This window comes from Lacibacter sp. (genome assembly GCF_035299325.1).
Lineage (GTDB): Bacteria > Bacteroidota > Bacteroidia > Chitinophagales > Chitinophagaceae > Lacibacter.
Genome location: NZ_DATGWT010000041.1, coordinates 35,959 through 62,000 on the forward strand (window position 1 = coordinate 35,959; position 26,042 = coordinate 62,000).

A 26,042-nucleotide genomic window follows, 5' to 3' on the forward strand; every position below is an offset into this window, starting at 1 on the left:
ATAATCGTTCTTCTTAACATCATTCATCAATTAACAGTATCATCAAAATCTCTATAAACGAAACGGATTTCTATTGGCGGTTCATTAAAAGGGAAAACCTTCAGTACATAATACTTCCCTTCTTTTAAATCCATATCTGTCAAATCAATATCAATAAGATTCAGCCCCTGCTTTAAAGCGATCTCCGGTAAAGACTTAATTGGCTTACCACCGTGCTCAATCTCTGTTATACTGTATTGCAGTTTTTTAATGTTATAATCATTTTTAAAAGCAAACCGTATAGAGCGGTTGGCGATATAATAGTTGCCATTTGAAAGAAATTTTAACTCACGATAACTATCATTAAAGGTTGGCTTCGGTGTTTCATTACACTTTACTGTAAACTCCCATATTTCCGACCTTGATACAATTAATCCCTGCTCATAAGCAATCACCTGCCAGCAGTAAGTTTTTCCCTCTTTTAATTCAGGATTGGCTGAGGGATAAGTAATCGTTGTAGCAGAAATATGATCCAGCAACAATAAGGGCCTGTTCTTTAAAAGGCTTTCTACCGATTCACCTGCAGTCTTCTCTGTAAGGATCAACCGAAAGCGCATTTGTTGGCTATAAGGCAAAGGTGGTTGCCAGCTAAGTACAGGCCGCCTTATACAGATCGTATCTTTTAAGCCGGGCGAAAGCAGCGTTAATGGTACTAATGGTTGGATCGTTCCATCGAAACAATTTTCATACTCATCTAAATTCTTATTCTCCGGAACAAAGCGAAAACAAAAACTATACTCCCCTGTTGGAAAATTCCGTGTTTGGGAGGCAATTGCACCATAACTGCCGGGAGAAAACTGAAAAGAACTGTTATGAAACACAGCTTTTGGCAAGCCCGATACACCTTGTGTAATAGTAATTACCGGCGTCATCACCTGTACAACAGAAGTATTCCTCGTATTCTCTCTAACGGTAATGAACAGCTTCCCTTTCAACACTTGACCGCTTAAGTTTTGCAATTGGAAAGAACCTAATCCATCCACACTCCTCCCGTGTAATTCCGGTACAAATACAAACTGCAATTGAGCAGAAGCCGCAAGAGCAAACTGAAGGAATAAGAATAAAATGAAACTGATTTTTCGCATGATCATTTTTTAAAACCTGTAATAAACCGACGATTGAATAAAAAGCTGGTTTGCAAGTTCAGAACGTATGGTTCTTACTGCCTGCTTCCAGTTAATGTCAAGTTCAATGTCAACTTTTTCAAATAATGTCCCGCTGATCTGTTGACGTACCCCGGCCTGTTGATTCCATCCTTCATTGATGTAAAAACCAATTCCACTGCTTAACCTGATGGCGCTTCCTGTGTTATACCCATATAGTATTTCGGAATGAAAGAAACTGGTATTAAATAAATATTCCGATTTATCTGATTTATTAGCAACCAATGATAAAGTCAGAAGGTTCTTATTGATCACCATCGATGATGAATGAACCCCGAGCCATGTATTACTGGAATAGAGTTGCCCATCAAGTCCCGGCAATGCAAATGATTGCTTGCTGATTGTTGCATGATTAATTACTTTGTTCCTTCCTATTTTTAATTGGTAGCTGCCATCACCCTGGAGATTGATGGTCTTTCCTTTTTGTACACTACCGCTCATCTTATTGTCAAACGCATAGTGCTGCGTGCGCACCGTCAATCCAAAACGGCTATTACGATTAATCCTGTAGCCTGCCCGTAACGACTGATGATAATTGCGGTAGATCACATTTTTCAAAGGGTTAAGTGGCTGATACCTGAATTCCGTCTTGTACTGGATGCTTAATTTTTGTTTAAGAAATTTCCGACTTAACTGAATACTCCCTGTGGTTTCTCCCTTACGCACAAACATATTACCGGGATTATGATATCCCAATCCTGCTTTTTTCAGCACCACTCCCAATTGAGTTTTATAAACTGTTCCACTATACTCAATTGATCCCGCATAGTTCGCCTGTCCGGCTCCGCTGAAAACATCACCAAATGCATTTTCTTTCACAGCAATCGAATCAGCATTAAAGTTGTTTCTGTAGGAACCAAGCGATTTTGATAATTCTACTGATAACTGGTGATCAGTTTTAAACTGGTAGTTCGATTTCCAGTGAAGCACTGCATCACGTCTCGCAGGTGAAGAGATATAGTTTGCATTAATTTGAGAAGGATCAGTAGAGAACAGATCCTGCGATGCATTGAAGCTGAAAAAATTCAAAGACAGTGTTTGTTGAAAAGGACCGTCTGCTGATGAACCAATTTTAAACCCGGTAAGATTTGAAAACTCTGTTCCTGTAAAACTGCTCAACCCGTTTTGCGCCCATGCATTTTTGTTCATGCCACCATTGCCGGAAATAAAACCAAGAGATGTTTTTTTGCTTGTCAGCGAAGTATTGATACCCATGTTCATCAACGACTGTGTATTTAAACCATCACTGGCAATCGGGTTTGCACCGAGGTCCAGTTTTGTTATGTTTAAAAACAAGCGCTGCAATCCGCTCATGGTCGTATGGTTCTTTACAACATCTATAAGATTACCCGGCTTCTTTAGAAACTGTTTGTAATTATCTTTACTGAAAGGAAGGTTATTTCTGAGCTCTTTTACAACAGGGTTACTGTCAAACTTCGTTTTTGTTTGAATGATTTTTTCATAAATACGATTCAATGTTTCAAATTTTGCAACCATCGTTTTAGCTCTATTTACGATCGAATCACTGGCCGCCCCTGTTGAATGATTCCCCTGGAGTGTTTGCTGATAAATCGCTGCACCTTTTTGATAATCCTGCAGAACCTTTTCAGAAAAAATTGAGTTTTTTAACACCGAAAGATCACTCACCGATAGGTTGCTGATATCGGCAGGCAACTCAATCACATCATTAAATCCCGTTGCAAATTCTTTTTTTAATTGATTGATTTCAGTTAAAAGGGAAGCTTCATATTTTGCTTTTATACTGTTAATCCTGTTCAACACATTAGTAAGCACAGCTTCCGGTTTCACTTTTTCTGATACAAGCTTTTGTATCTTCTCTACATATGCCCGGTGATTAAAATTGAATTGTGGAAACTGGTTAAATGGGCTATGTTGTAGTTTATAGAAACCATTATTCCCCTGGAGCGCCGCATCAAAAGGCATTTGTAAAATAGAAACCTGCACATCAACATCATAAGCAAAAGTAGAGTGAAGACTCTGCAGGGTTCCGGTGGTCACTCCGGTTGAGTCCCACAGGTAATTATAAGTGGCCGCTAAATTGATGCGCCCGATATCAATCAACTTTTTTCCGGGGCTGAAAAGTTGTTGCTTACCTAACAGGGTACCTACTGTCTGCTTCGCTTGCTGCAACAAAGAATCAAATAATTTTCGTTCCGGGGCTATCAACATCCCCATCCCTTCGCCTGGCTTTTCATTGATGATAGCAGGTGCTTTTTTCAGTAGTTGTCCGGCGCTGCCTGCTTTATGTTTTATTGTTTTTACTGTAGAATCCCGCAACATTTTTGTAGGCGTTTGTGCACGCAGTTCGGTAAGAAAAAACAGGAAAAGCAGCACCAGCAGCGGTTGGTTTAGTTTGGGCATGTAAACTATTTTTTTCTGCTGTTAGCCTTTTTCTTTAATGCTTCGTTTTCTTTTTCAAGCTGCTCCACTCTTTTATTCATTTCAATCATATAAAGTGTCAGCTCTTCTACTTTCTGTAATAACGCAGCCTGGTTCTCTCCCAAATCCAGTCCATTCTTTTCCACCTCTGCAGCAGGCACTATACCCGGTAAGTGTCGGTTCTTTTGTATAAAGGCTTCCACCTCTCGAAGCGACGGTAATTTATAATCCGGTGCAAAAACATAATCAGGCCATCCTGACAGTGTGACCTTTATTTTTTGGGTAGTAATGGTTCCGTTAACGGCTAGTGCCGATTGAGGGTTACTTGTACCTATCCCTACAAAACCTCCGTTGTTATTAAAAAGAATATTTCCACTTAATTGCCAGTTACTGCTACCTCCTCCTGATATGGTAGAAGCATCACGTAAAAATACATTTCCCGATGCATCGCTTACAAGCAGTTTCGTTTGTGTGTTATCGTTAGTTAATCCGGTAAATTTTACACGGCCGCTCACCTGTAATTTATTAACCCCATCATCGGTAGTTGTGCCTACCAGAAGATTCCCCGTATTTGTAATGCGTAAACGTTCAACTATAGTGGATCCGTTTGCAGTAAAAAACTTCAAATGAGCAGCCGCATCATTACCAATTCGTTCGGTTAAAATTCCTGCCACCTGGTTATTTACATTGGTCAAATCATGATGTATAAACGATATTCCTGTACCAAACCCATCCACCATTTCAATAGTAGGAGCTGTTTGCCTTACAATAAGCGGATAAAAATTACCATTGGGTGTATACCCTACCCCATAATTTACACTTAGTGCTGCTATGCTTGCGCCACCGCTCGTATTTACTTTTGCAATTGTTTCTCCGGAGCCGGCTAACTGAACCAAGTTTTGAGAAAACAAATTGCTCACCGTACCCCCGCCCCCATCTGTAAACTTCAATTGGCCTGTTGCCGACATTCGAATTTGTGCAAGCTGGGCTCCGTCTTTTTGAAAATTAATATAAGCCTCAGAACCGTTTCTGTTTAAAATCAATCCCCCACCATCAAATCTTGGAACCGACGTTGTCCGGAATACGCCGTTCACTTCAAGTTTGTAGCCATTATCAACCGGGTTTGCGCTACCAATTGAAATATTTCCATTGTTGAATAAATGCAAATAACTGGCTGTGCCTTTCCCAAATGAAAGAGTTGATGCTGTACTCAAATCCACAAAACGGTTTCCTGCTAAACTTCCATTGGTCGTATAAATATTTCCCGCACTTCCAATAGTTGAGGCATCTCTTAAAAATAAGTTTCCTGTAGCGTCGCTTACAATCACTTTTTGCTGAGCGTTGTCGTTTGTTAACCCACTAAATTTTACCCGTCCGTTTACCTGGAGTTTGTTTACACCGTCGTCAGTTGTTGTTCCCAACAATAAAGCTCCTCCTCCGGTAATTCTCGCAACCTCGCTTTTTGTATTTGTACCCGCACCTCCCGTGTTTGCAGTAAAAAATTGAATAATCCCCGAAGGGCCTGTTGTGGCTCCTGCACCAGTTGATAAAATCAGGTTTCCGCCTCCTCTATCCGCATTCGTTGCATCACCGGCACTGATGCTTAAATTTGAAGCTCCGGCACTTGGCATGTCGCTTTTAACATATATCTTCTTTTCGGCACCCATGTCTGCACCATCCAAATAAATATAACCTGATTGCAAACGCTTTGTTATGTTTACATGTGTGCCTGCAACGTTCATAACTCTATCGGCAGCAGTTACGGTATATCCATCACCTCCGGAACCATTTACCCAAAATTCAATCCCATTACTACCTCCATTTTCTCCAGATGCTTTTGAAACTATTCTTGAGGCAAAAGAATTAGAGCTATGAAAAGAGAAATTAATATAATGCTCTCCTCCATTATTTATACCCGATAGAAAGTTTTGATTATTTACACTTGACTGAAAAGTAAGACCATCCTGGTGCTGTATGCGCATTTTACCATTTAGATCAAATTTATAACCCGCATCTACAGTAGTTCCTATTAATATATTCCCACCAGAATGTATTCTTAATCTTTCCACGTTGTTTGTACCGATAACAAAGTCCGCAGCTGTCCTGTTATACAGGAAGCTATAGCCACCTTCGTGCTTTAAGTCCATTTGGGCGCTACCGTTAACGATACTTAAAACATTATTAGTTTTTATTGATCCATTAACGTCCAATTTATATCCGGCGTCTGTGGGCGTTCCATTTCCCAACCACACATTCCCGTTATTAAACAAGTGAAGATTCACATTTGAACCTTTACCAAAAGACAAAGTCGATGTCCCCAAATCAACAAACCGGTTACCGGTTAATGTACCATCGATGCTGTAGATATTATCCGTGAAACTGCTTGAAGAAAATCCGGGTAAGCTGCTTTTTTGTTTACTCAATTCTAACAATCCCGGCATAGCGTTATAAGCCTTCGGCCAGAGACTATCCATGGCAGACAATTGTATTTTTTCCAAACTGCTATCCGCATCATTAAAACTACTGGTTGTAATACTTACCGCTGTATAGTAAAATAGAGACCCAGGATTCCCGTGCTTTCTAGGTTGTGAATTAGTAACTTGATAAATGAAAAGCAGGAATAGCAATAAAGGAAGCTTACTCATACAATGCAGATGGTTAGGTAAAGTTGTTTTTGGAATTGCTATATTAGTACGTTAAACCTCAACCTCAAAACATTATCTTTTTTTTTATATATGTGTGTCGATTTTTTTTATAACTGTGTAGTTTAGCGTTAACTAGAATATTTTTTCTACATGGAAACACTTACTACTTCAATCATTGGTAAAATATTATTAGTTCTTTGCACGGAATAAGTAGGTCGATATAACGGTTACGAACAAGTGTTGTTTTATATTTTCTGTTTATAATAGCTTCAGTCGCATCTGGAGCAGCAAGCCATATCATTTACAAAGCCTGAGTCTGTTAATCTGGCTAACTCATGTTCCTCGTCATATTAAAACCAATGATCTTTCTTGTTGCACCCGCTGTTTGTTTTCTATTTACATACCATCACGCTCTTTATCTATTTATGTCCATTCGTGGCCTATTCTTGGCTCGTCGCCCTTGTGCCCTGTTCTCCCCCTTGCCCTTTACCCTGTGTGTTACTACAACAACTGCCGGGTCACCCGCTCAGAATACATCCGCCTCGTAGCCATCGAAAAAGAAATCAAAAACCTTCTTTTTCTAAATCGCCCCGTACAGAGCCGATTCGATTATCGAGACTGGCCAGTCATTGTCTCAATCCAAAACGAAAAAAACATTGACATACAACTCATGCATTGGGAATACATAGCCGAATCAATACACGATGCCGATGAATTAAAAGCAGCATGTAAAAATTTCACCTGGCTCAATGCCAAAGGCGAAAACATCCTGGTCAATGAAAAAGGAAGAGAATCGATGTACCGTGAAGGTGCACTGCATGGACGTGTATTGGCACTCTCCTCCGGTTTCTTCGAGTGGCGGCATACTCCCAAGATCGGCAAACGTGGGCAACCATTAAAAGAAACACAAAAGATTCCTTACTGTATAACCATTAATAACAGTGAAGAATACTTGTTATGGCAGCTGTATCCCTTATATAGCATAATCTGGAAATGGATCAGAAAGCATCCACATTCGCAATAGCAACAACAGATGCACTAGGCCCGATGGTGGAGATACACAATACAAAAAACGCCTATGTCTGCCCGGGGTCTGGCCTCTGCCGACCCCGGGATTTATAAACACATTCTTGGTTCGCCTGCTATTTAATAACCTGCTGTTTAATTCCATTCGATATCATCAGCAACTGCACCGCCCTGTCCGCCGCCTTTGCTGATTGCACCGTGTGGTATAAAGGTTTTTCGTCGGCATAATACCAGTCTGCAGTTTTTTTCTTGTTGTTTTCAATAAAATATTCCTCAATTTTTATCAACTTATTGTCTTCGTAGTAAAATGCATTTGAAGAGGTAATTTGTTTTGTTCCACCGTCAATTTTCATGGATCTGTTTACAAGATTTACGTACTTCAATAATTTTCCCTCCTGAATAATCACCGTGGTAAAGGTGGTCATCTTAAAACCCATCTCAGGATCATTTTGCACTAATGTGTCTGCAAGTACCGGAAGGTTTGATGTGTTAATACGAAGTACAATAGAATCTATTTGCCTGCTTTTTAAAGGAGGTTGCGTATAGGCAGTACAAAAGAAAAAGAAAAAAATAATGCTAAGTGTCGTCCTCATGATTGTAGTGGCAGTTTAAAGTGGCTCATAAATTTCATGTCTGAGTGAACGTTTCATGCATGCTGACAAGCCTCTTCATTACGCTTGCTGTAATGCTCTTTCCAATACGTTCAGGTTTTTAATATACGCTGTTGAATGTTCCCATTCCTCGGAGAGTTCAGCCCATAGCTTTTGCCTGTCTATTGCAAGTTGAATGATCGGTTTGTTTTGCTGATCAATAATCCCTTCATCAACCAGTTGGGCAAAACCTGTTGCAATAACAGAATTGTCTAGCGTATAAATATATTGCAGGTCATCAAAATCATCGTCCTGTATCTGGGTCTTTATCAAACTCCTGTCTGTTATCTTTGGGTTGTAGTCAGCAAACGCCATCTCTCCCACACTTTCAATCACCCATTGCAAACAATCCAGCGTTGCTGTTTGCGGGTTTTCTTTTCGCCAGTCTCTGTATTCTGCTAAAGCCATGTCTCCTTCGTCTGAACCAAAGGGAGCAAGCTCGTCAATACAACTCCAAAAAAAATCTTCAGGGATAAGTTCAGTAGCTCTTGGGTGAGCATGTTCAATATCGATCCCGTATTTTTCTTCTTGTTCTCCCATAATCGTTTGTCGCTTTATTTTGTTTTAGTGAACGTATTTATAACCTTTCAATCACGCAGTAGAAAGCAGCAACACGCCACCTATAATTGATATGATAGACAAAACAATTACTAATACATCACTTACCCTGAAATACGTTCTCATTTCCTTTGAGAAAAGCAATACAACCGACAATAATGAGAATCCCAAAAACAAAATGACCCGCCACAGCATTACGCCATTCTGAAAAATATCCCGTGTAATAAACTCCTCGTAAAAAATATAAGAAAATAATAACGATACAACAACGTAGTAAAACACATTCACGATCCAGCCAATCTTTTTGTGGGCTAAATGAAAGAGCATCCCAATTACCGGCAAACCCACCAACATTAAAAAGAAATCCCAACTGGTTCTTCTCATGCGGCCACCATCCACATCATACAACAGGTCAAAACTTAAACATAAAATGAATAGCAACGACGATACCGTAAATGCTTTATACATCCACCCCCTTTCAGCCTTCACGTCTAAAAGTCCTTCCAGTATATATTCATCATTTTTTTCTTCCATGTCTAAGCAGTTCAGATAAAGGGAAGATAAATTATCTCCCGGTAACTGGTAAATGTTTGAAATAGTCAACTCGTGTACGTTCTGGTCATGCCAATCAATGTCCGTACGCCATAAATCATAACCATCGATGCCTTTCCCGTTTCAATGAAATAGTTTAATTCATCGCCACTTTCTGATCTGACACATCCAAACGTATAAATTATCTCTTTATTAACTTTAAAGTCTCCATACTGTTTATCTATAGCCCCTTGAATATTTAAAACACTTAACAGACCGTTCTGTTTTGTTATAAGTCTTCTTGTTGTCAATATACTGAAGTTATCCTGGTCAATAACGGTGGAACAAATATAGAGTTCGCTTTCTACTAGGTTAATTTCAAGGCCCGAATAGGGAAACTCTGAATTGGACTCATAAAACTTTGTCCACTTAAAGTTGTAAGGCTTCATTGTACTTCGCTTGATAGAAGCAATACAAATAGCATGTATTGATTTGTCGGATTTCATCATTGTAACCACTTGTAGCTTAGATTCAATTTCCAAAATACATGGCTCCTATTTTAGTTTTCTGAATTTAAAGTTTTTGAATTCAATGTAGCAGATGGTATCTGTCTTCAGGCTGTCACGGTAGTTATAGTAATATAAAGTATCATTAGTAGCGTTATTAACAGAATAAGATCTGTCCTCAAGGTTGAAAAAATCACTGCAGGTACCATTTTCACATTTGTAATATCCTTTCCAATGATCATTCACAATTAAAAACTCACGATCATTTTTTCGTAATAAACTAAAGAAAATAAGATGATCACTTGTTTTATAGCGCTTTCTGTACACAGTTCCATTTTGTTCCACCGAAACATCCATATTGTAAACGGGTTCCTGAAATGTTCCTAAACTTTCACTGCAACTGATCTTAATTGTAGGTTCTTTAGCATTTAAAGTAGAATATTTAAATGTGCCAACAGGATAATGCGTAAAAAAATAGTAGCATAACCCAACGCCTGAAACGATTATTATCAGGATAATTATTTTTTTATTCATACCTCAAAGAGAACTGTTTCTATTCGTATGCAATACTCAATATTTTAATCGTTATTTTCCATTCAATAAAACTAATTTGTCAAACGCAAGTACCGAAGCCGGTATTTGCGTTTCAGGCTTATTGTCAATAAAAGGATAAAGAATCTGAACAGAAATAAACTCTTTTTCGTTCCTTATAATATAATTTACCTGCTTCATCAATCCCCATCTGTTAGTACGCATCATATAATCGGTTCTATGAGCAGGCATGGAATGAAAAACTGTGTCAAATTCCCGGAGCACCCTGTTTGCTTGGTTGGCATCTAACATCATCTTTCTGGCCCCCGCATAATATTGACTGTCTGAAACTGTTGTTTTAGGAACATCATCTGTTATTTTTATCGTGTAAGAAGTCCCGTCTGATACATCGATGACACCGCTTATAACTTGGTCCTTAGTATCGAGCGAGGGAAGTTGTTGCCAGGGGCTGTCTACAGAAAAAGATAACAACCGGTATTCACTTTTCCAAATACCCTTCTTGTTATTAACTTGTGCGCATGCGGCGAAGCTTAGCAGTGTATAAATAAAAAATTGAAATCTAATCATTTCGTGCTAACGTTTTAAAAATTGTTACCATCTTTCAATATACCTTTCAGATCTATCTTCTCTAAATAAGGTTTCATCCTCTCTGCATTGGTACTCACAAAAGAATAAAACGCCCTGCGCACATTATACTTTTTGTGCCATTCTATCTTCTCCTCGTATTCATCGGAGTTTTTGAAATAGATAAAACGTATTCGCAAACAGCTTTGAAATTTGTATGCCGGTCACCGGCAGGCGACCATCTGTGAGCCCAGTGATACTTACCATCCTTAACTCCTTCCAGTATCCATTCTGCACCATCCAATCCGCCATCATAAATTTCAATCGGCATATTCCAAAAATCAGCTCTCGCTATGAGTGTGGTTAATGTGTCATATTGCACATGATTAACATGAAAAGTTGTATCCCAAAAAATTTGTCCGGGTTCATATCCTCCAGCCCCATCCGCCAATTTAGAAAAAAGTTTAATGGTTTCGCCATCTCTCTGCAATCTCACGGTTAGCGGGTGTTCAAAACTTCGTAGCAAGGTAAAGCGGTAAATCTCATTATCTCCCTTGTAGTTATAGATCACTGGTTCATGTAATCCAAATAGCATGGTAGAATACCATCCCATTACAAATTGATCCAACCTCCTTTTGTTCTCTTTTACTTGTTCTTTAGTATATGTGGGAAATGGGAAATAGCTAGTTGCCGAATCAACCGGAACAGCTAATGAATCTATTATCCCGGGCAGGTTGGCTTTCTCTGGTCTTGGATTGCAGGAAAATAACAAAACAAGAAGTATGATGCTGGTCAGAAGTTGTTTCATAGCTAGTTGCCCTCTTTTATTTTCTTTTGCACAATTTCATTTCTTCCGGCCTGTTAAATTGATAAAGTGTCAAGTAGCATTAAGATACTTCATTTTTCAGCTCTGTATACAACCCAATACTTTGTTACCGGCTCTGTTTCTTGAAATTGTAAACATTCATGTTGTATATCCCATACTGTATGGTTTTAAAACTATCCAGTTGAAAGTCTTTGAATAGTTCAATAACCTCATTCTTCGTCAGGTATCTTTTATTGCAAAATATATCAACCTGGTTTGCGTAACCGGGTTCTGCTTCAACAATCGTTAAAATACCGTCGCTGCTGAGTATTCGCTTTAGTTCCGAAATCATTTTCTTCTGTTGAACAAATTCATGTACTGTTCTTCGGCATAAAACCCTGTTATAAGAATCCGATGGCAAAGGAATTGAATCAATTTTACCGGCTATGAATTTATACCTGCCCGCCAGGTTTGGATATTTCTTACTGTTCTTAAATTTCTTTGTTACCTGTTTTTTTGTATTAACGGTCATGCAATTGGTGCCGCCTTTTGTGCAAAGCTTATAGTTCTCCAAGTCTTCGAGTATCAAATAAAGGTTTGGATAAGCCCGTGCAATTTCTCTTGAAAACGCACCATCCTGGCAACCAATATCCACCAGCGTGTCAACGTTTGCCAGTGCATATTCTTTTATCTCCAGCTGCATGGCCTGTTCATCATCGTTTTGTGTTGCTGCTCCTGAAAGAAAGAGTATAACAAAGAATAAAAAAAAGTTTCGCATAAGTGTCAGGACTTAATTAGTTACGGGTGTCAACATCTGTTACAAACTGCATTATAACTGTGTAGTTAAATGCAATAACTGATAAATAAACTATTCATCCTGTTTGCCGATGAATAGAATGAAGATATTTTATATTTTTAACTCAAACCACTGCTGCATGAAAAAAAGTATTTTTACATTAATTACTTTTCTTACCTGTTCATTATGTTCTGCGCAATTCAGGGAAGAGAAAATCGATTCAGTTGAATATTATCGTGTGCAATTACAGCAAATGTATCAGGCAAACCGTAATGCTTTAATAAATGACAGCAACTATAAAAATCTTCAAAACAAACTTTCCCGGTTAACACTTCAGTCCGATCATTATAATGCTTTTGTAATTTATACATCTGTTTCATCGGCCGATTTTTCAAAATTTAATGCCGACAATGCCTTATCTGGCTTCCCGGCATTCAGTGGGAATATGGTTGGTTTTGGAATTGGTATGTCACGCAAACGAAAACGCAGAATATTTGAAATCAATTTCGGCATGGTAAGCCTTACCAAAAAAGCAAAAAAAGACAGCAGCGAAATAAAAACGGGTTATAACCATATCACGCAATTTGAGTTTGGTTACGACTTAATAAAAGATAAAAGGATAAACCTGTATCCTTACGTAGGTTTCGGTTTGCGTGAAATTAACATCTCTTACAATACTCCTTACAGAAGAAACAGTAACCCTGGAAATATTACGGAGGTAGTGAGCAATAACCAATCAGTTGGAGGCTCGCAATTTGGCCTGGGCGTACAGGCAGGTATTGGGTTGGATGTACTGATCACAAATAAGAATAGAGGAAATGGTACCATTCTTTTTATGAAAGCCGGCACTAATCAATTGCTCATTGGCAAGAGAAGTTTTAAGCTTGACGGATTCGAATATGACCCGAAATTAAAATACAGCAACGTCGTTATTGCAGCTGGAATTAAGTTTTTTGGGAAATAACACAACAGCCACCCTGGTTAAATATAGCTTGTACAGGCCAGTCATATTGGCAAACTGTCATTTATAATCATTTAAACTTTACATCTCTCCGTTCAAAATAAAGAATAAAAACACCCTCTACTCTAAATATAAGTTCCCGTTCAGTCAATTTCACGATCTCAGCTTTTGTATCATGCTGGCTTAGTATTCTCCCGTCAGCACTAATCCTGTATGTTCCACTGTCTTTGATTTCTATGCCTTTAGCTGTTTCTTTTTTTGAAACTACTGTTACCGAATCCAGAAAGGTTACCATTCCCCCCACCCCCTGTTCTTTCATAGCTACAGAATCATCAAATACCCGTAATAACTCCATTTTCTTAAAGCTCCAGGTACCAATGATTAGTCGCTTATTACTTTCCTGGGCATGGCCTGAGTTAATGATTATGAAAAACATAAAAGCAGCAAGAATGGTTCTGCTGAAATATAAAACCATTATACATTTTCGCCTCAGCATATGCAGCTCTTATTTGTTGGTTGTTATCAAATATAGTTTAATAAAAAAAATAAGCTTGCGCCAGATTCTCAAGCTGATTCATGGCCCACCAAAACAACAAAACAATTGTGCAGCAGGTTGCTGCACAATCGCTACTACTCTTCAATCCATATCATTTTATATCAGCCCGGGGTCTGGCCTTAGCCGACCCCGGCGGTTAGAAATATATTCCATGACTTTTAACACCACAACTAACATTCATAGTCAGTCGATCATTACGTTCATTCCCAATCGTGCTGATTCGTGAAATTCGTGGCTCATTATCGGTGTTCATTCGTGCCCTCTGTGGCACTACTTTATTGTTGAAATATCTATCTTATCCAAATAAGTCTTCATCTTCTCTGCATTGGTACTCGCAAAAGAATAAAATGCCCTTCGCACATTATACTCCTTGTGCCATTCCACTTCCACATAAAAAGCATCGATCTGGTACAGCTTGTAACGGTTTACCTCATCAACCCGCTCAGCCACCAATGCACCATGCTCCCAAACAGCTTCCAGCTGTTCCAATTCATCCAGCCTGTTAAATTGATAGAGTGTCATGGAGAGTTAAGATAATTCATTTTGAAATGCAACATTCGGCAGCAATGTTCTTACAACAATAATTGAAAAAATTTTGCAGGAGATAGCAACAGCAAGAATACTTTTTACACCTCCCGATTCCAACCCCTTTTCATAACATTTTTTTATTGGGTTCTTTTGATGATTGAATGTACTTTTTGTAGCTTTGCTGTGTATCCCTGTTATTCCGCTGTTCAGTTTTATAATGATTAAGATAGCAGGTTAATTTCTTAAAAGGCCACCAATTGGTGGCCTTTTACTTTTCTCTAATATCCTAAATACTTTTGAGTTATTCAATGGTCAGAACACTGAGAAGTTGATTGCAAGGATGTATAGTATTCTCTACCCCCCCCATGCTGCCAGCAATAACCTCCCGATCTTGAATTCCGGCTGCACCACGTTCCTTTCTTGGTCTTTGCAATGCATTGCGATGAAGAAGAAGGCTTAATAGTATTTGGCGAAGAATAACTCCGGTTCTTCGGAGCTGCACTTTTCTTACAAACCCCGCAAGTGCCACCACCACTGCACCCATTTACAACTGCTGCAATTGTTGCAGGCGGAATCTGAACTGCGGCCAGCGCACCTCGGTTGCTACATGTTTGTCGGTCTAAGAAATTTACTAAAGGCAATAGGGAAAATAAGTAAGGTTAGTGCAATGCGTATAATCGGTACTTTTTTCGAAAGTTAAAATGAAACCCCATTTATGTAATCTAATGTTCCTTTCCTGCGGGCGCACTACATCAAAAATTATATGTTTCTTACATAGTTAGCCTGTATTTTACTTATTGCTGTATAATATTTTACAGTTAAATTGCCGGATATTTTTTGTAATTTCCTTTTCATTAAAAATTAAAACTTTCCATATGAAACAAGGTTCCAAACTGATCGTAAAGTACTCGAAAGCCGCAACGTAAACGTCCCGACGGTTATCAGGATGAAATACTCGACCTTAAGCAGGGTGTACTGCCTTAGAAATGGGGCGTTGATAGGAACCAGCAACAAATATCCTTGCTTGAGCTAAAAAGAAAGGATTGATGGTACTGCTGCATTAAAAATAGGGTTGTGATAATACGGAATTTTGATAAAGAGCAGTCGGTGAATGTGTTTGCGAATTCATTTAATTACTCCGTTTCTATAAATAATTCACTTCTAGCAACATTATTCTAGTCTTGATCCTGTAGAAAAAACTGCGCAGCTAGACGAGGAAAAGATAGCATTGAACGATCGAATGTTGAAAATGAAAGATGAAATGATGGCAGATCTGAAAAGGTCGACGGAAGGAAAATAAACACTATAGCAAGATTATTTCGCACCAAACAATTTTTACAAAGTATAAATGAGAAATTATCAGCCATTTATTGCATCACTTAGAAAGTTAATTGAAGAATACCCTGGTAAAATCGAAAATCCATGGAAAAAATTGGCTATTAGCTCTGTAAATGGACTTGCGAGTAAGGAGCTTAGGAGTCTGGTATCTCTTGAAGAAAGGCGAGCAAGTGGAGCTTTTTTTACAGATACAGAATTAGGCTCTTCTGTGTTAAAATCGTATAATTTGAGTTTCGGAGAAAATGTAAATTTTTATGATCCCGCTTGTGGGGCTTCGAACTTATTGATTTCTGTAAAAAATCATTTCTCTGGTAAGTTGTCTAAGAAGAATATATCATTGGAAGTATTTGGAACGGATATTCACAAGGAATTTATTGAAGCTTCAAAACTAAGATTAGAGATTTCAGACCTATTATTAAATTCAAGAAACAGCGACTACTCAAAAAAAATTTTAGTTGCAGATGGCTTAAAGTCAAATACGTTTTACCAAAATGCAACACACGTTATCACCAACCCTCCGTTTAACCAAATCGATTCCCCTTTTGATATTGACTGGGCATCTGGAAAGGTGTCAGCAGCGGCTTTATTTATTGATGTAATATCAAAAAATGTAAATCCCGGCACTGAAATAATTGCAATCCTTCCTGACGTACTTAGAAGTGGTAGCCGATATGAAAAGTGGCGTGCACATATCAGCAATCATTGTGTAGTTACAGGTATTAAGCTTTTTGGGCAATTTGACAACTATGCAGATGTAGACGTTTTTTCAGTTTTTTTAAAGAAAAAGGAGCAGCCTTGTGAAGAGACAATTTCTCCTTGGATCACAACAACTATTAATGAATCAAAGCTATCGGACCTATTTAATGTTAGTGTTGGGACGGTTGTAGACAATCGGGACCCACACAAAGGAATTAAAAGGCCTTATCTCATCAGTAAGGGCTTAGAAGGCTGGACCGAATGTAATTATACCGATTTGACACGAAAGCATAAAGGCAAAGCTATACAATCGCCTTTCGTTGTCATAAAACGTACATCAAGATTTGGCGATAACCATCGGGCAATTGCCACACTGGTTACTATTCCTGAACAGGTCTATGTAGATAATCATCTTATAGTACTTCAACCTAAAAAAGGGGGTATTGCAACCTGCAGAAGAATCTTGAAAATTTTAAAAACTAAATCTATTGATGATTGGATAGATTCACAAATCAGGTGTAGACACCTAACAGTAAAAGTTGTTTCAAACATTCCTCTATGAGCACAAGTGCGTTCCAAAATGCTAGTATTCGTTTTTCAACTCAGATAATAAAGCGTCTGGGCGAAGAACTCAATCCAAGTATCGATCAAAGTATTCTTGAATTAGTAAAAAACTCTTATGATGCCGATGCGACTACCTGTACAGTGACTTTAAGTAATGTTAGTGCAGAAGGTGGTACCGTAACAATAGAAGATGATGGTGATGGTATGGATGGGAGTGCAATTAAGAATAGTTATTTGGTATTGGGGCAATCTGAAAAATCCTTTTCAAAGCGAACTAGATTAAACAGGATACCCGCAGGTAGTAAAGGTTTAGGAAGACTAGCAGCACTCCGTATGGGAACAGCAGTGGAATTAGAATCGGTACCTTTAAAAGTTAGCAATAAATTAAATAAAACCAAACAGAAATTTGCTATTAAAATTGACTGGAATAAATTTGATAGTGCCAAACTTGTCGATGATGTTATTATACGGATAAACAGCTCAAAAGTATCACCAAGTAAATCTTCTAGCACAACTGTATCCATAAAACATCTAAAAAACAAAGTAACAGAAAGAGACATTAAAAAAGTTGCAAGAGGTTTGATTTTACTTGCAGACCCCTTTGATGACGACCCAGATGCTTTTAAACCAGTTTTAAAGGCGCCAGAGTTTAAAGAGCTGGAAAAACTTGTTACAAAAAGATATTTCGACGATGCAGATTATCACTTATCTGCAGTATTAGACAAAGATGGAAATGCATCAGCGGAAATTTTGGATTATAAAGGCAAAGTACTTTTCAAGGCAACGCACAAGGAAATTACAGTAAAGCGAAAAAATAAAAAGTATAATTGCCCTGTTACTACTTTTGATCTGTGGGCCTTTATTTTAAATAGCACCTCTTTTTCAACAAGATCAACATCATTGGGAGAAGTTAAAGAATGGCTAAATGAATTTGGAGGTGTTCATGTTTACGAGAATGGGTTAAGAGTTAATCCTTATGGCAATCAAGGAAATGATTGGCTTGACATGAACTTATCACGTGCCAGAAGCCCTGAAGAGAGGCCTTCAACCAACACTTCAATAGGAGTAACGAGAATTAGGGACTCCAAAGGGTTATTGAAGCAAAAAACTGATAGGTCTGGGTTTATTGAAGATGACGTATTTCATGAAATAAAAAATTTTTGTCAAGACGCTTTAGAGTGGATGGCAAAAAAAAGACTTGAGATCGCTGAGAAGAAACGAGCTAAAAGCCGTGAACAAACAGCTTCAGAATCCACTAATTCTAAGGAGAAAGTAAAGGAACAGATTAATAAGCTACGAACAAACGACAGAGTTCAACTTGTAAAAGCTTTTGAATCATATGACAAGGCAGTTCAGAGCCAAGTAAATACATTAAAAGCCGAGGTACAACTATATAGAACACTTAGTACTGCTGGTATTACTGCTGCTACATTTTCCCATGAGTCAAATGGTAATCCTATTAAAGTTATAAAACTTAATATCGATGCAATTGAAAGGCGATCTAAAAAATTTTTGGTGGGGAGGCTTGAAGAAAACCAACTATCCAAACCGATAGGTCTTATTCGGCGTGCAATTAACTCATTAGCTGTCTTAGGAACTGCAACATTAAAATTACTTTCCAATGAGAAAAGGCGAATTACACGAGTCGAAGTACATGATATAATTAAAAATACTCTTGAAACATTTACTCCATTTTTAAATGGCAGAGACATCAAACTGAGAACGGAACTAGCGAAAGGAACGCCGTATCTTAGAGGAAGCGAAGCTGCACTAGAATCAATTTTTACAAACTTACTTAACAATAGCCTGGTCGCAATTGAAAATGCTAATCCATCAGAACGTGCGATGCTTATTAAAACAGAAATTCAGGAAGATGTTTTGGTGCTGACCGTTTCTGACAATGGTACAGGAATCGAAGGTATTGCCTTAAAAGACATCTGGTTACCAGGGCAGACTACTAATCCAAACGGCACGGGTCTGGGTTTGACTATAGTTCGGGATGCTGTTATGGATTTAGGGGGCTCGGTAAGAGCAAATCGTCATGGCGTACTTGGAGGAGCGGATTTAATTGTTGAACTACCTATAATCGGAAAATAAAATGTCAGTTGTATTATTAGATAGAGAAATCAATAAAATTCACGTCATTGATGATGATACAGATAGTCGTGAAAGCTATGGTCTAACCGTAGAAGAGATTGAAGTAGAAACCGTGTTGCAAAATGACCGTGTTGATAACATAGAAACTTTTTTACTGACAATTGGTAATCAAGATGCCGTTGTATCGGATCATCATTTAAAGAAGAGCTCGAGTTATTTTCCAATGAACGGCGCAAATTTTATATCTAAATGTTATGATAGACACATCCCGTCTGTTCTTGTAACAAAATATGAAATGGCATCTTATCATGAAATAAGACCCTTTAAAAGAAATATTCCAGTAGTATTAACTCCTGAACAATTCAACCCTGACACACTTGTTAAAGCTTTAGAGTTATGTGTCGCCGAATTCAAAGGTAATCTTTCACAAACACGTAAAACATGGAAGACTTTGGTTCGTTTTGATGATGTTATAAGAGACGATGCTGGCAATAAAACGGTAGCGATGGCTATACTTCCTTCTTGGAACAGAAACATGGTTATTAATTTAAAGATGTTAGAACTTCCCCATGAAATTCAAGAAATATCGGAACCAGATTTGCGCCTTTATGCGCAGGTAAATATAGATGCAGAAGATCCTTATGAATTATATTTTCAAAACTGGGAAATCATTAAAAAATGAGTCGGGATATTTCAATAATTGATGTAGGGCATGGTAATGCCACTGTGATACATGATAATAGTGAAACTATAGTAATAGATTGTGGTTCTCATGGGGCAGGGCTGTTACAGTTTTTACAAGACAGAAATATTACCGAGATTAAAAGAGTATACCTTTCCCACGCTGATCAAGACCACATCGGGGGTCTGCTGAGCCTTCTTTCAAGTGATGAAATTAGCGTACGTGAAGTATATCTTAATTCAGATGGCTCAAAAGCCAGTAAACTTTGGAACGACTTAATCACTATACTTCATGACAAGAGTCGTACTCAAAAAATCACTTTTGAAGTTTCAATTCATGACGAATTGCCTCCTATTAATGCAGGAAGTATTTCCATAACACCAATGGGTCCTTCAAAATATCTAGTAGGAAAAGGAGTTGGGAATACTGACAGGAAAAATAGGAAAATAACATCCAATTCAATTTCCTCTTCCTTTCTTGTTATTTATCAAGATGTACCCTTGGTCTTTCTTAGCGGGGACATTGATCAAATAAGCTTAGATGAAATCACTTATAACGGGAAAACAATAAAGGCTGCTTCACTTGTTTTCCCCCACCATGGTGGAAAAATCGAAGAGGGAAATGTTGTTAATTTTACAAACGAACTTATTGCTGCAACCCAACCATCAACGGTTGTTTTTTCTATAGGCAGACGAAGGTTTTCCAACCCAAGGCCAGAAGTAATAAATGCTGTAAAGAAAAGTAAGGTAAAAACAAGAATTGCTTGCACTCAGTTATCAGAACATTGTTGCGCTGATTTGCCTAAAGAAAATTCTGCTCATTTACATGCATATTATGCAAAGGGCAAACATCTTAAAGAATGTTGCGGAGGGACATATGTTCTCAATCTTGATAACGCAATAACAGAATTTCCCATTTCACAAGATCATCAAGCCTTTATTACAGCCTCAGCAACCACAGCACTGTGCAGATAGGGTAATTTCATTTAGAAGACTTCTCCCATTTCTTGCTTACAAATAGTTGCTGTTTTATTGATTTAAAAGTTTCCAAAAGGGCTTGATTTAATGCATTAATTTCTGCTTCAGCATATTCTTCATATTGTTTCGTATCAATTATTTCCTTTACAATTTCTTTATAAGCATCATATATCGGTTTACGTTCTGGATAAGCCATTGTATAAATATTTAGATTGTAAATAATTTTTGCAAATGAAGGTAAAAGAATAATAAACCTTCCAACAAAGCAACCGTATAAAAAAAAGCGGATTAAACGTTTAGCCGGAAATTTACTATCAACTCCTTTTCCCAGTAGTCAGGCCCTTGAAGTCAGCATTTTTTGGAAGAGGGCCATTATAAAAAAACAAATCAATTAAACTCACCTTAAGTCCTTCAGCAATTTTTATAATATTGAAAAGTTCCATGTTGTGTTCACCGTTGATAAATCTACTTAAATCAGCAGCATCAATATTAGATATAACAGCTAAATCGTCTTGTTTTGTAGAACGCCATTGTATTAAATCCAGCAATCGCTTTCCAAATTTTTCCTTTTCTGTTTTAATCCGACGTTCTAAATCATACTTCTTTGATAGCTTTCTAAAGCGCATCCCATTTTCATAATCAAAAAGAGCAGCAAGCGTCACATTGAGTCCGTTACCAATTTTTATTAATGTATTAAACTCAAAATTTGATGCCCCCTTTTCAATTAAACTAACTTGAGATTGTGTAAGCAAAATCAATTGCCCGAGTTGTGCCTGGCTTAATTCATCGTCCTTACGTAGTTGTTTAACACGTAATCCAAATAATTTCGCTTCTCTTGAAAATCTGGCTTCGACTGTCATCAGTAATTTTGTAGTGGAAAAGTGAAGCCATTAGCAAAATTTTAAATTGGGGTATATCGAATATTTAGAAATTATTCTTATCTTGCCTTAGTACTCTTACTAAAAGAGGATAGAAGTATTAATTTTGGGATTCTTCATTACTAATTTGAAGCATCCATTTAAAGTCTCGTATCAGAAAAAGAGCAAGTTTTAAGACCACGAGACGCTAAGTGTGATGCCTGCATTCCCTATACAAAGGGGTGCAGGTGCTGCTTGCGTGTGGTCCAGCCTTTGCTCGGCTTCTGATACCGTAAGTTGTTGCCGCATCCCTTTCTATTTGCTGCGCCTTCTTAGGAGACTTTCATATAGGTTAATTTTTTTGCTATGAAAGTTCGCAACCATCACAAAGGCATGTATTTGCTATTAACCAAGTTTACCTGTAAACCTCAGGATCATGGTTAATACATTTATTGGTACTTATTAAAATCTTCCCGTCTTACAAACTTCCCGGGTATTTAATCACCCGTTTGCTTTTGTTTTATTCTCCCCTTTAAGGGGTTCCTGAAAAGGAACGAACGTAGTTCAAGAGAGGGAGCAAACATCAAAAACCTTTTTGCAAAAATGAAACACTTCATTCTTTGCCTGGCATTGCTTTGCCCCTTCGTTTCCATCGCACAGCCTGCCGTCGGCACTCAGTTACACGATAGCATTACATCTGCCATCCCCGCACAAAAAAACCAGCTCATCATTTTAGATTTCTTTGCCACCTGGTGCAGCTCCTGTGCAAAGGCATTTCCCAAGCTCGATAGTCTGCAAACACAGTTTGGCAATCGTATCAGCATTCGCCTTGTCAGCAGCTATGGCACCCGTGATACAAAAGAAAAGATCACCGCCTTTTTCGTCCGCCGTAAACAGGCCACTGGCATGTCGTTCAGCTTTCCCGTCATCAATAACGACAGCCTTTTAAAAAACAGCTTCCCCCATAATAAGATACCGCATTATGTGTGGATATACAACAACAAACTCATCGCCATCACCCGCAGCAAAGATGTCACCGCCTCCAACATCAAAAAAATCCTCCGTGGCAAAACCATTTCCCTTCCTCAAAAAACTGATCCACCCTCTAAACTATCTGCACCGCTAAAAACTCCGGGCTAACGACTACGGACTACCGGCTACCAGCTCACCCCCCACCACCCGTAACCCATAACCCCTAACTCTTAACCTAACAACAAACTAAAAATCATGCAACCAAAACTTCTCTTCATCTTGTTTCTCCTCCCCCTCTTCTCTATGTGCCAGCCCATCAGCATCAAAGGCACAGTAATAAACGAAGAAGGCCAGCCCATCCCTGCTGCATCTGTTACACTCAAACGAACCAATCAAACAGTTGTAACAGCTAATGATGGCTCCTTTACCATCGCAGCAACAAGGGTAAACGATACACTGCTCGTAACCGCCACAGGCTTTACTCCCGAAACAGTTCCTAACAACGAGCGGGGCTTACTAATCATCATGCTCAAACGAAAATTCACAGCCCTTGCCGAAGTGGTTGTAAGCACCGGCTTCCAGGACATTCCCAAAGAAAGGGCTACTGGTTCCTTCACCCTTATCGATAACAAACTTTATAATGAGCAGGTGGGCAAAAGCATTACCGAAAGGCTGGAGTATATCACCAACGGATACACAACCCAGCCGCAGCGCATCAGTTCTAACAGGCAACCTGTTATCCGTGGAGTAACTAGTTTTTCCGCCGTCAATAATCCGTTGATCGTTGTCGATAACTTTCCTTACGAAGGCAGTATTGATAACCTCAATCCCAACGATGTCGAAACTATCACGGTCTTAAAAGATGCAGCAGCAGCTTCTATCTGGGGCGCCAAAGCATCCAACGGCGTCATCGTTATAACAACAAAAAAAGGCCGCTTCAACCAGCCCTTAAAGATCGAACTCAATACAAACATGTCGCTCACGGCAAAACCGGCATTGGAAAAACTCCCGCTTATCAGCACATCCGGTTTTATCGACATGGAACAAATGCTCTTTGCAAACCGGTTTCGTTTTTCCGATACCAATAGTTTGGTGCGGCCGCCTTTCACCCCCGTTTTTGAAATCCTTTTCCTTGCCCGTAAAGGTGCCATCACACAACAACAGGCACAACAGCAAATTGATCAGCTCCGCAATTACGATCTGCGGAATGAATTCCTGCAACACATGTACACGCAGGGCATCAACAAACAAATTTCGCTTTCACTAAAAGGAGGCGCACCAAACTATGCCTGGTCGTTGTCCATTGGAGTTGATGATAACAAAGACAATCTCCATGCACAAAACAAACGCCTCACCACCCGTTGGGAAAACACATACCGTGCTTCTAAAAAACTGGAACTCTCATTAAGTGCTGCTTATACAAAAAGCAATTATCACAATGGTCGTCCTGCATGGGGCACCATCAATACATCCATCGGTAATCTCCCGCCTTACACACGCTTTACCGATGATGCAGGTAATGCCTTGCCCTTCTATAACGATTATCGGTTGCTCTTTACCGATACAGTCGGTGCGGGTAAACTGTTAGATTGGAACTACTATCCCTTAACCGATTACAAACACAATAACGTTACATCTGCTCTGCACGATCTTTCAGCGGTGGCAGGTCTTCGTTATAAATTCACTCCTTGGCTCAACATCGATCTTCGTTATCGCTACGAGTTACAACAAACCGAATCAGAAAATATCCTAACACAGGAAAGTTATTTCACAAGAGACCTCATCAATACATTCACTCAACTCAACCGAAGCACAGGAGCTGTTACATACAAAATACCGCTGGGTGCAATACTAAACAGCATGTCAAATGATATGCTGGCGCAGGATCTTCGTGCACAGCTCAACATCAATAAAGAATTTAACAAACACAACATCAATGCAATTGCAGGGGCACAGCTCAGCGAAAAGATAACCGATGGCTTCTCTACCCGCATCTATGGCTATAAACCCGATCTCTTAACCGTATCCAATATTGATTTGGTAAATCCGTACCCTCGTTTTATTACTGGTGTTGCAGCGCTCATTCCAGGTGGTAGCGACTTCTCTTCATTCAACCACCGCTTCCTTTCATTCTATACCAACGCTGCTTATACATACAACAACAAGTACACGGTTTCACTCAGCGCACGAAAAGATGCATCCAATCTCTTTGGTTTAAACACCAACGATAAATGGAATCCCCTTTGGTCAGTGGGTGCAGCTTGGGATATTGCTGCCGAATCATTTTATAAGCTCAAATACATATCACAATTAAAACTCCGTGCAACATGGGGTTTCAGTGGCAACCTCGATCAGTCGAAATCTGCAGCCACCACGCTGCTCTATTCTGGTATCAATCCGTATACGCTCACACAAATAACAACGGTAAACAACTACTATAACCCCGATCTCCGTTGGGAAAAAATAGGGCAGTTAAACATCGGGCTCGATGTTGCAATGGCTGCTAACCGCATCAACGGCAGCATTGAATTTTATCACAAACGGGCAACCGATTTATACCAGTCCGTTCCGGTCGATCAAACATTGGGCATCGGCACCCTCATTGTAAAAAATGTAGGGGAGATGAATAACCACGGTTGGGATATTGCAATCAATACACTCAACATCAACAGGAAAATAAAATGGTCAACCAACTTTATTTTCAATACAACCAAAAGCAAGGTCACTGAATACTATGCCAATACAAAACAGGCATCTTCTTATGCAGGTAGTTCCGGCCGTGCATTAAATGGTTATCCGTTGTATTCCCTGTTTGCATACCAATGGGGCGGGCTGTCAGCAACAGGTGATCCGCAGGGTTTCTTACAGGGTCAGCTATCTACCGATTATAATCAACTCAACGGACCTGCATTATCAGTAAACGATTTGCTGCACGTTGGTTCGGCAACACCACTCTTCTTTGGTTCAATGGGTAACACCGTTTCATATAAATCGTTTTCACTCTCTGTTCGCATCACGTACAAACTCAAATACTGGTTCATGCGTCAGTCAATCGATTACGGTTCTTTATACAACCAATTAAAAGGTCACGCCGATTTTGATAAACGTTGGCAGAAACCCGGTGATGAATTGCTTACAAATATTCCTTCCATGCAATACCCCGTTGCATCTGGTAGAGATCAGTTTTATACAGGCTCCGCAGTATTGGCAACCAAAGGCGATCACATTCGCCTCCAATATATCCAATGCAGTTACGAACTCAATAAAGCACTCATCAAAAAACTACCGGTATCGTCTATCCGCTTTTACAGCACATTCAACAACATCGCCATCATCTGGAAAGCCAACAATCACAACCTCGATCCCGACTATGCCGAGTTACCACCAGCACAAAATATCGCCTTCGGCCTAAACATCAATTTCTAATTCATGTTCGTCCGTGCAATTCATGGCTCTTCATCTGTGTTCATCTGCGTTTATCTGTGGCCCCCACCATTGTAAGCGCAGCGCACAATACAATTCGTAGCCTTAGTCATTGCGAGCTGGCGAAGCAATCTGTTTCAACTTGTGGATTCCTTA

General features: G+C 39.0%; 22 protein-coding genes. 8 read left to right on the forward strand and 14 right to left on the reverse strand.

Translation table 11 applies throughout. From position 1 onward, the window contains the following. Positions 1-26 precede the first annotated feature (26 nt). Genes VK159_RS21970 through VK159_RS21980 form a run of 3 tightly spaced genes read right to left on the reverse strand, consistent with a single transcriptional unit; the run spans position 27 to position 6,076 of the window. Positions 27-1,124, reverse strand: coding sequence for a hypothetical protein (locus VK159_RS21970; RefSeq protein WP_324232324.1), 1,098 nt, complete (start codon positions 1,122-1,124; stop codon positions 27-29). Between the two features lie 9 nt (positions 1,125-1,133). After that, entirely contained in the window at positions 1,134-3,584 is a 2,451-nt protein-coding gene (locus VK159_RS21975) for a hypothetical protein (protein ID WP_324232325.1), read from the reverse strand. Between the two features lie 5 nt (positions 3,585-3,589). Beyond that, positions 3,590-6,076, reverse strand: coding sequence for a hypothetical protein (locus VK159_RS21980; protein ID WP_324232326.1), 2,487 nt, complete (start codon positions 6,074-6,076; stop codon positions 3,590-3,592). Positions 6,077-6,740: 664 nt separating this feature from the next. Between VK159_RS21980 and VK159_RS21985 the strand changes: the two genes are divergently transcribed. Beyond that, positions 6,741-7,271, forward strand: a complete 531-nt coding sequence (locus VK159_RS21985) for an SOS response-associated peptidase family protein (RefSeq protein WP_324232327.1) — start codon at positions 6,741-6,743, stop codon at positions 7,269-7,271. Positions 7,272-7,389: 118 nt separating this feature from the next. On the opposite strand, the gene VK159_RS21990 is transcribed toward VK159_RS21985, so the two are convergent. The 7 genes from VK159_RS21990 to VK159_RS22020 form a co-directional block, all read right to left on the reverse strand. Continuing rightward, a complete protein-coding gene (locus VK159_RS21990; protein ID WP_324232328.1) occupies positions 7,390-7,866 on the reverse strand; it encodes a hypothetical protein in 477 nt (158 codons plus the stop codon). A gap of 78 nt (positions 7,867-7,944) precedes the next feature. Then, entirely contained in the window at positions 7,945-8,463 is a 519-nt protein-coding gene (locus tag VK159_RS21995) for a hypothetical protein (RefSeq protein ID WP_324232329.1), read from the reverse strand. A 51-nt stretch (positions 8,464-8,514) separates the two neighbouring features. Then, a complete protein-coding gene (locus tag VK159_RS22000) occupies positions 8,515-9,015 on the reverse strand; it encodes a hypothetical protein (RefSeq protein WP_324232330.1) in 501 nt (166 codons plus the stop codon). A gap of 551 nt (positions 9,016-9,566) precedes the next feature. Continuing rightward, positions 9,567-10,052, reverse strand: a complete 486-nt coding sequence (locus VK159_RS22005) for a hypothetical protein (RefSeq protein WP_324232331.1) — start codon at positions 10,050-10,052, stop codon at positions 9,567-9,569. A 51-nt stretch (positions 10,053-10,103) separates the two neighbouring features. Beyond that, positions 10,104-10,637 carry a hypothetical protein gene (locus tag VK159_RS22010; RefSeq protein WP_324232332.1) on the reverse strand — a complete coding sequence of 178 codons (534 nt, stop codon included), beginning with the start codon at positions 10,635-10,637 and terminating at the stop codon, positions 10,104-10,106. A gap of 142 nt (positions 10,638-10,779) precedes the next feature. After that, positions 10,780-11,442 (reverse strand): hypothetical protein, encoded by a 663-nt coding sequence (locus tag VK159_RS22015; protein WP_324232333.1) that lies wholly within the window; start codon positions 11,440-11,442, stop codon positions 10,780-10,782. Positions 11,443-11,566: 124 nt separating this feature from the next. Next, positions 11,567-12,217, reverse strand: a complete 651-nt coding sequence (locus VK159_RS22020; protein WP_324232334.1) for a class I SAM-dependent methyltransferase — start codon at positions 12,215-12,217, stop codon at positions 11,567-11,569. Positions 12,218-12,374: 157 nt separating this feature from the next. Between VK159_RS22020 and VK159_RS22025 the strand changes: the two genes are divergently transcribed. After that, positions 12,375-13,199: a hypothetical protein gene (locus tag VK159_RS22025; protein ID WP_324232335.1), complete on the forward strand. Its 825-nt coding sequence runs from the start codon at positions 12,375-12,377 to the stop codon at positions 13,197-13,199. A gap of 67 nt (positions 13,200-13,266) precedes the next feature. Here VK159_RS22025 and VK159_RS22030 read toward each other — a convergent pair whose 3' ends face one another. Beyond that, positions 13,267-13,671 carry a hypothetical protein gene (locus tag VK159_RS22030; protein WP_324232336.1) on the reverse strand — a complete coding sequence of 135 codons (405 nt, stop codon included), beginning with the start codon at positions 13,669-13,671 and terminating at the stop codon, positions 13,267-13,269. Between the two features lie 351 nt (positions 13,672-14,022). Beyond that, positions 14,023-14,274 (reverse strand): hypothetical protein, encoded by a 252-nt coding sequence (locus tag VK159_RS22035; protein ID WP_324232337.1) that lies wholly within the window; start codon positions 14,272-14,274, stop codon positions 14,023-14,025. 1,354 nt (positions 14,275-15,628) lie between these two features. Between VK159_RS22035 and VK159_RS22040 the strand changes: the two genes are divergently transcribed. The 4 genes from VK159_RS22040 to VK159_RS22055 are packed head-to-tail and all read left to right on the forward strand — an operon-like array spanning position 15,629 to position 20,631. Beyond that, complete coding sequence (locus tag VK159_RS22040; RefSeq protein WP_324232338.1) at positions 15,629-16,876, forward strand: N-6 DNA methylase; 1,248 nt, start codon at positions 15,629-15,631, stop codon at positions 16,874-16,876. Beyond that, positions 16,873-18,975 (forward strand): sensor histidine kinase, encoded by a 2,103-nt coding sequence (locus VK159_RS22045; protein ID WP_324232339.1) that lies wholly within the window; start codon positions 16,873-16,875, stop codon positions 18,973-18,975. Before VK159_RS22040 ends, VK159_RS22045 begins: the two co-directional genes overlap by 4 nt. Position 18,976: 1 nt before the next feature. Then, positions 18,977-19,657, forward strand: a complete 681-nt coding sequence (locus VK159_RS22050; protein ID WP_324232340.1) for a hypothetical protein — start codon at positions 18,977-18,979, stop codon at positions 19,655-19,657. Continuing rightward, the gene (locus VK159_RS22055) at positions 19,654-20,631 is read left to right on the forward strand and encodes a ComEC/Rec2 family competence protein (protein ID WP_324232341.1); all 978 of its coding nucleotides are present in this window, start codon (positions 19,654-19,656) and stop codon (positions 20,629-20,631) included. Before VK159_RS22050 ends, VK159_RS22055 begins: the two co-directional genes overlap by 4 nt. A gap of 7 nt (positions 20,632-20,638) precedes the next feature. Here VK159_RS22055 and VK159_RS22060 read toward each other — a convergent pair whose 3' ends face one another. Then, a complete protein-coding gene (locus VK159_RS22060) occupies positions 20,639-20,830 on the reverse strand; it encodes a hypothetical protein (RefSeq protein WP_324232342.1) in 192 nt (63 codons plus the stop codon). Positions 20,831-20,948: 118 nt separating this feature from the next. Further along, positions 20,949-21,494, reverse strand: coding sequence for a helix-turn-helix transcriptional regulator (locus tag VK159_RS22065; protein ID WP_324232343.1), 546 nt, complete (start codon positions 21,492-21,494; stop codon positions 20,949-20,951). Between the two features lie 600 nt (positions 21,495-22,094). Here VK159_RS22065 and VK159_RS22070 point away from each other — a divergent pair. Further along, complete coding sequence (locus VK159_RS22070; protein ID WP_324232344.1) at positions 22,095-22,631, forward strand: thioredoxin-like domain-containing protein; 537 nt, start codon at positions 22,095-22,097, stop codon at positions 22,629-22,631. Between the two features lie 87 nt (positions 22,632-22,718). Continuing rightward, positions 22,719-25,889 (forward strand): SusC/RagA family TonB-linked outer membrane protein, encoded by a 3,171-nt coding sequence (locus tag VK159_RS22075; protein ID WP_324232345.1) that lies wholly within the window; start codon positions 22,719-22,721, stop codon positions 25,887-25,889. Positions 25,890-26,042: the final 153 nt, after the last annotated feature.

Excerpts from the sequence above, each read along its gene's own strand:
- VK159_RS21995 (WP_324232329.1), bottom strand. The coding sequence starts at position 8,463 with ATGGGAGAACAAGAAGAAAAATACGGGATCGATATTGAACATGCTCAC.
- VK159_RS22065 (WP_324232343.1), bottom strand. The coding sequence starts at position 21,494 with ATGACAGTCGAAGCCAGATTTTCAAGAGAAGCGAAATTATTTGGATTA.
- VK159_RS22025 (WP_324232335.1), top strand. The coding sequence starts at position 12,375 with ATGAAAAAAAGTATTTTTACATTAATTACTTTTCTTACCTGTTCATTA.
- VK159_RS22035 (WP_324232337.1), bottom strand. The coding sequence starts at position 14,274 with ATGACACTCTATCAATTTAACAGGCTGGATGAATTGGAACAGCTGGAA.
- VK159_RS22070 (WP_324232344.1), top strand. The coding sequence starts at position 22,095 with ATGAAACACTTCATTCTTTGCCTGGCATTGCTTTGCCCCTTCGTTTCC.
- VK159_RS21975 (WP_324232325.1), bottom strand. The coding sequence starts at position 3,584 with ATGCCCAAACTAAACCAACCGCTGCTGGTGCTGCTTTTCCTGTTTTTT.
- VK159_RS22060 (WP_324232342.1), bottom strand. The coding sequence starts at position 20,830 with ATGGCTTATCCAGAACGTAAACCGATATATGATGCTTATAAAGAAATT.
- VK159_RS21970 (WP_324232324.1), bottom strand. The coding sequence starts at position 1,124 with ATGCGAAAAATCAGTTTCATTTTATTCTTATTCCTTCAGTTTGCTCTT.
- VK159_RS22040 (WP_324232338.1), top strand. The coding sequence starts at position 15,629 with ATGAGAAATTATCAGCCATTTATTGCATCACTTAGAAAGTTAATTGAA.
- VK159_RS22020 (WP_324232334.1), bottom strand. The coding sequence starts at position 12,217 with ATGCGAAACTTTTTTTTATTCTTTGTTATACTCTTTCTTTCAGGAGCA.
- VK159_RS22005 (WP_324232331.1), bottom strand. The coding sequence starts at position 10,052 with ATGAATAAAAAAATAATTATCCTGATAATAATCGTTTCAGGCGTTGGG.
- VK159_RS22015 (WP_324232333.1), bottom strand. The coding sequence starts at position 11,442 with ATGAAACAACTTCTGACCAGCATCATACTTCTTGTTTTGTTATTTTCC.
- VK159_RS22010 (WP_324232332.1), bottom strand. The coding sequence starts at position 10,637 with ATGATTAGATTTCAATTTTTTATTTATACACTGCTAAGCTTCGCCGCA.
- VK159_RS21980 (WP_324232326.1), bottom strand. The coding sequence starts at position 6,076 with ATGGATAGTCTCTGGCCGAAGGCTTATAACGCTATGCCGGGATTGTTA.
- VK159_RS21990 (WP_324232328.1), bottom strand. The coding sequence starts at position 7,866 with ATGAGGACGACACTTAGCATTATTTTTTTCTTTTTCTTTTGTACTGCC.
- VK159_RS22000 (WP_324232330.1), bottom strand. The coding sequence starts at position 9,015 with ATGGAAGAAAAAAATGATGAATATATACTGGAAGGACTTTTAGACGTG.
- VK159_RS22045 (WP_324232339.1), top strand. The coding sequence starts at position 16,873 with ATGAGCACAAGTGCGTTCCAAAATGCTAGTATTCGTTTTTCAACTCAG.
- VK159_RS22075 (WP_324232345.1), top strand. The coding sequence starts at position 22,719 with ATGCAACCAAAACTTCTCTTCATCTTGTTTCTCCTCCCCCTCTTCTCT.
- VK159_RS22055 (WP_324232341.1), top strand. The coding sequence starts at position 19,654 with ATGAGTCGGGATATTTCAATAATTGATGTAGGGCATGGTAATGCCACT.
- VK159_RS22030 (WP_324232336.1), bottom strand. The coding sequence starts at position 13,671 with ATGGTTTTATATTTCAGCAGAACCATTCTTGCTGCTTTTATGTTTTTC.
- VK159_RS22050 (WP_324232340.1), top strand. The coding sequence starts at position 18,977 with ATGTCAGTTGTATTATTAGATAGAGAAATCAATAAAATTCACGTCATT.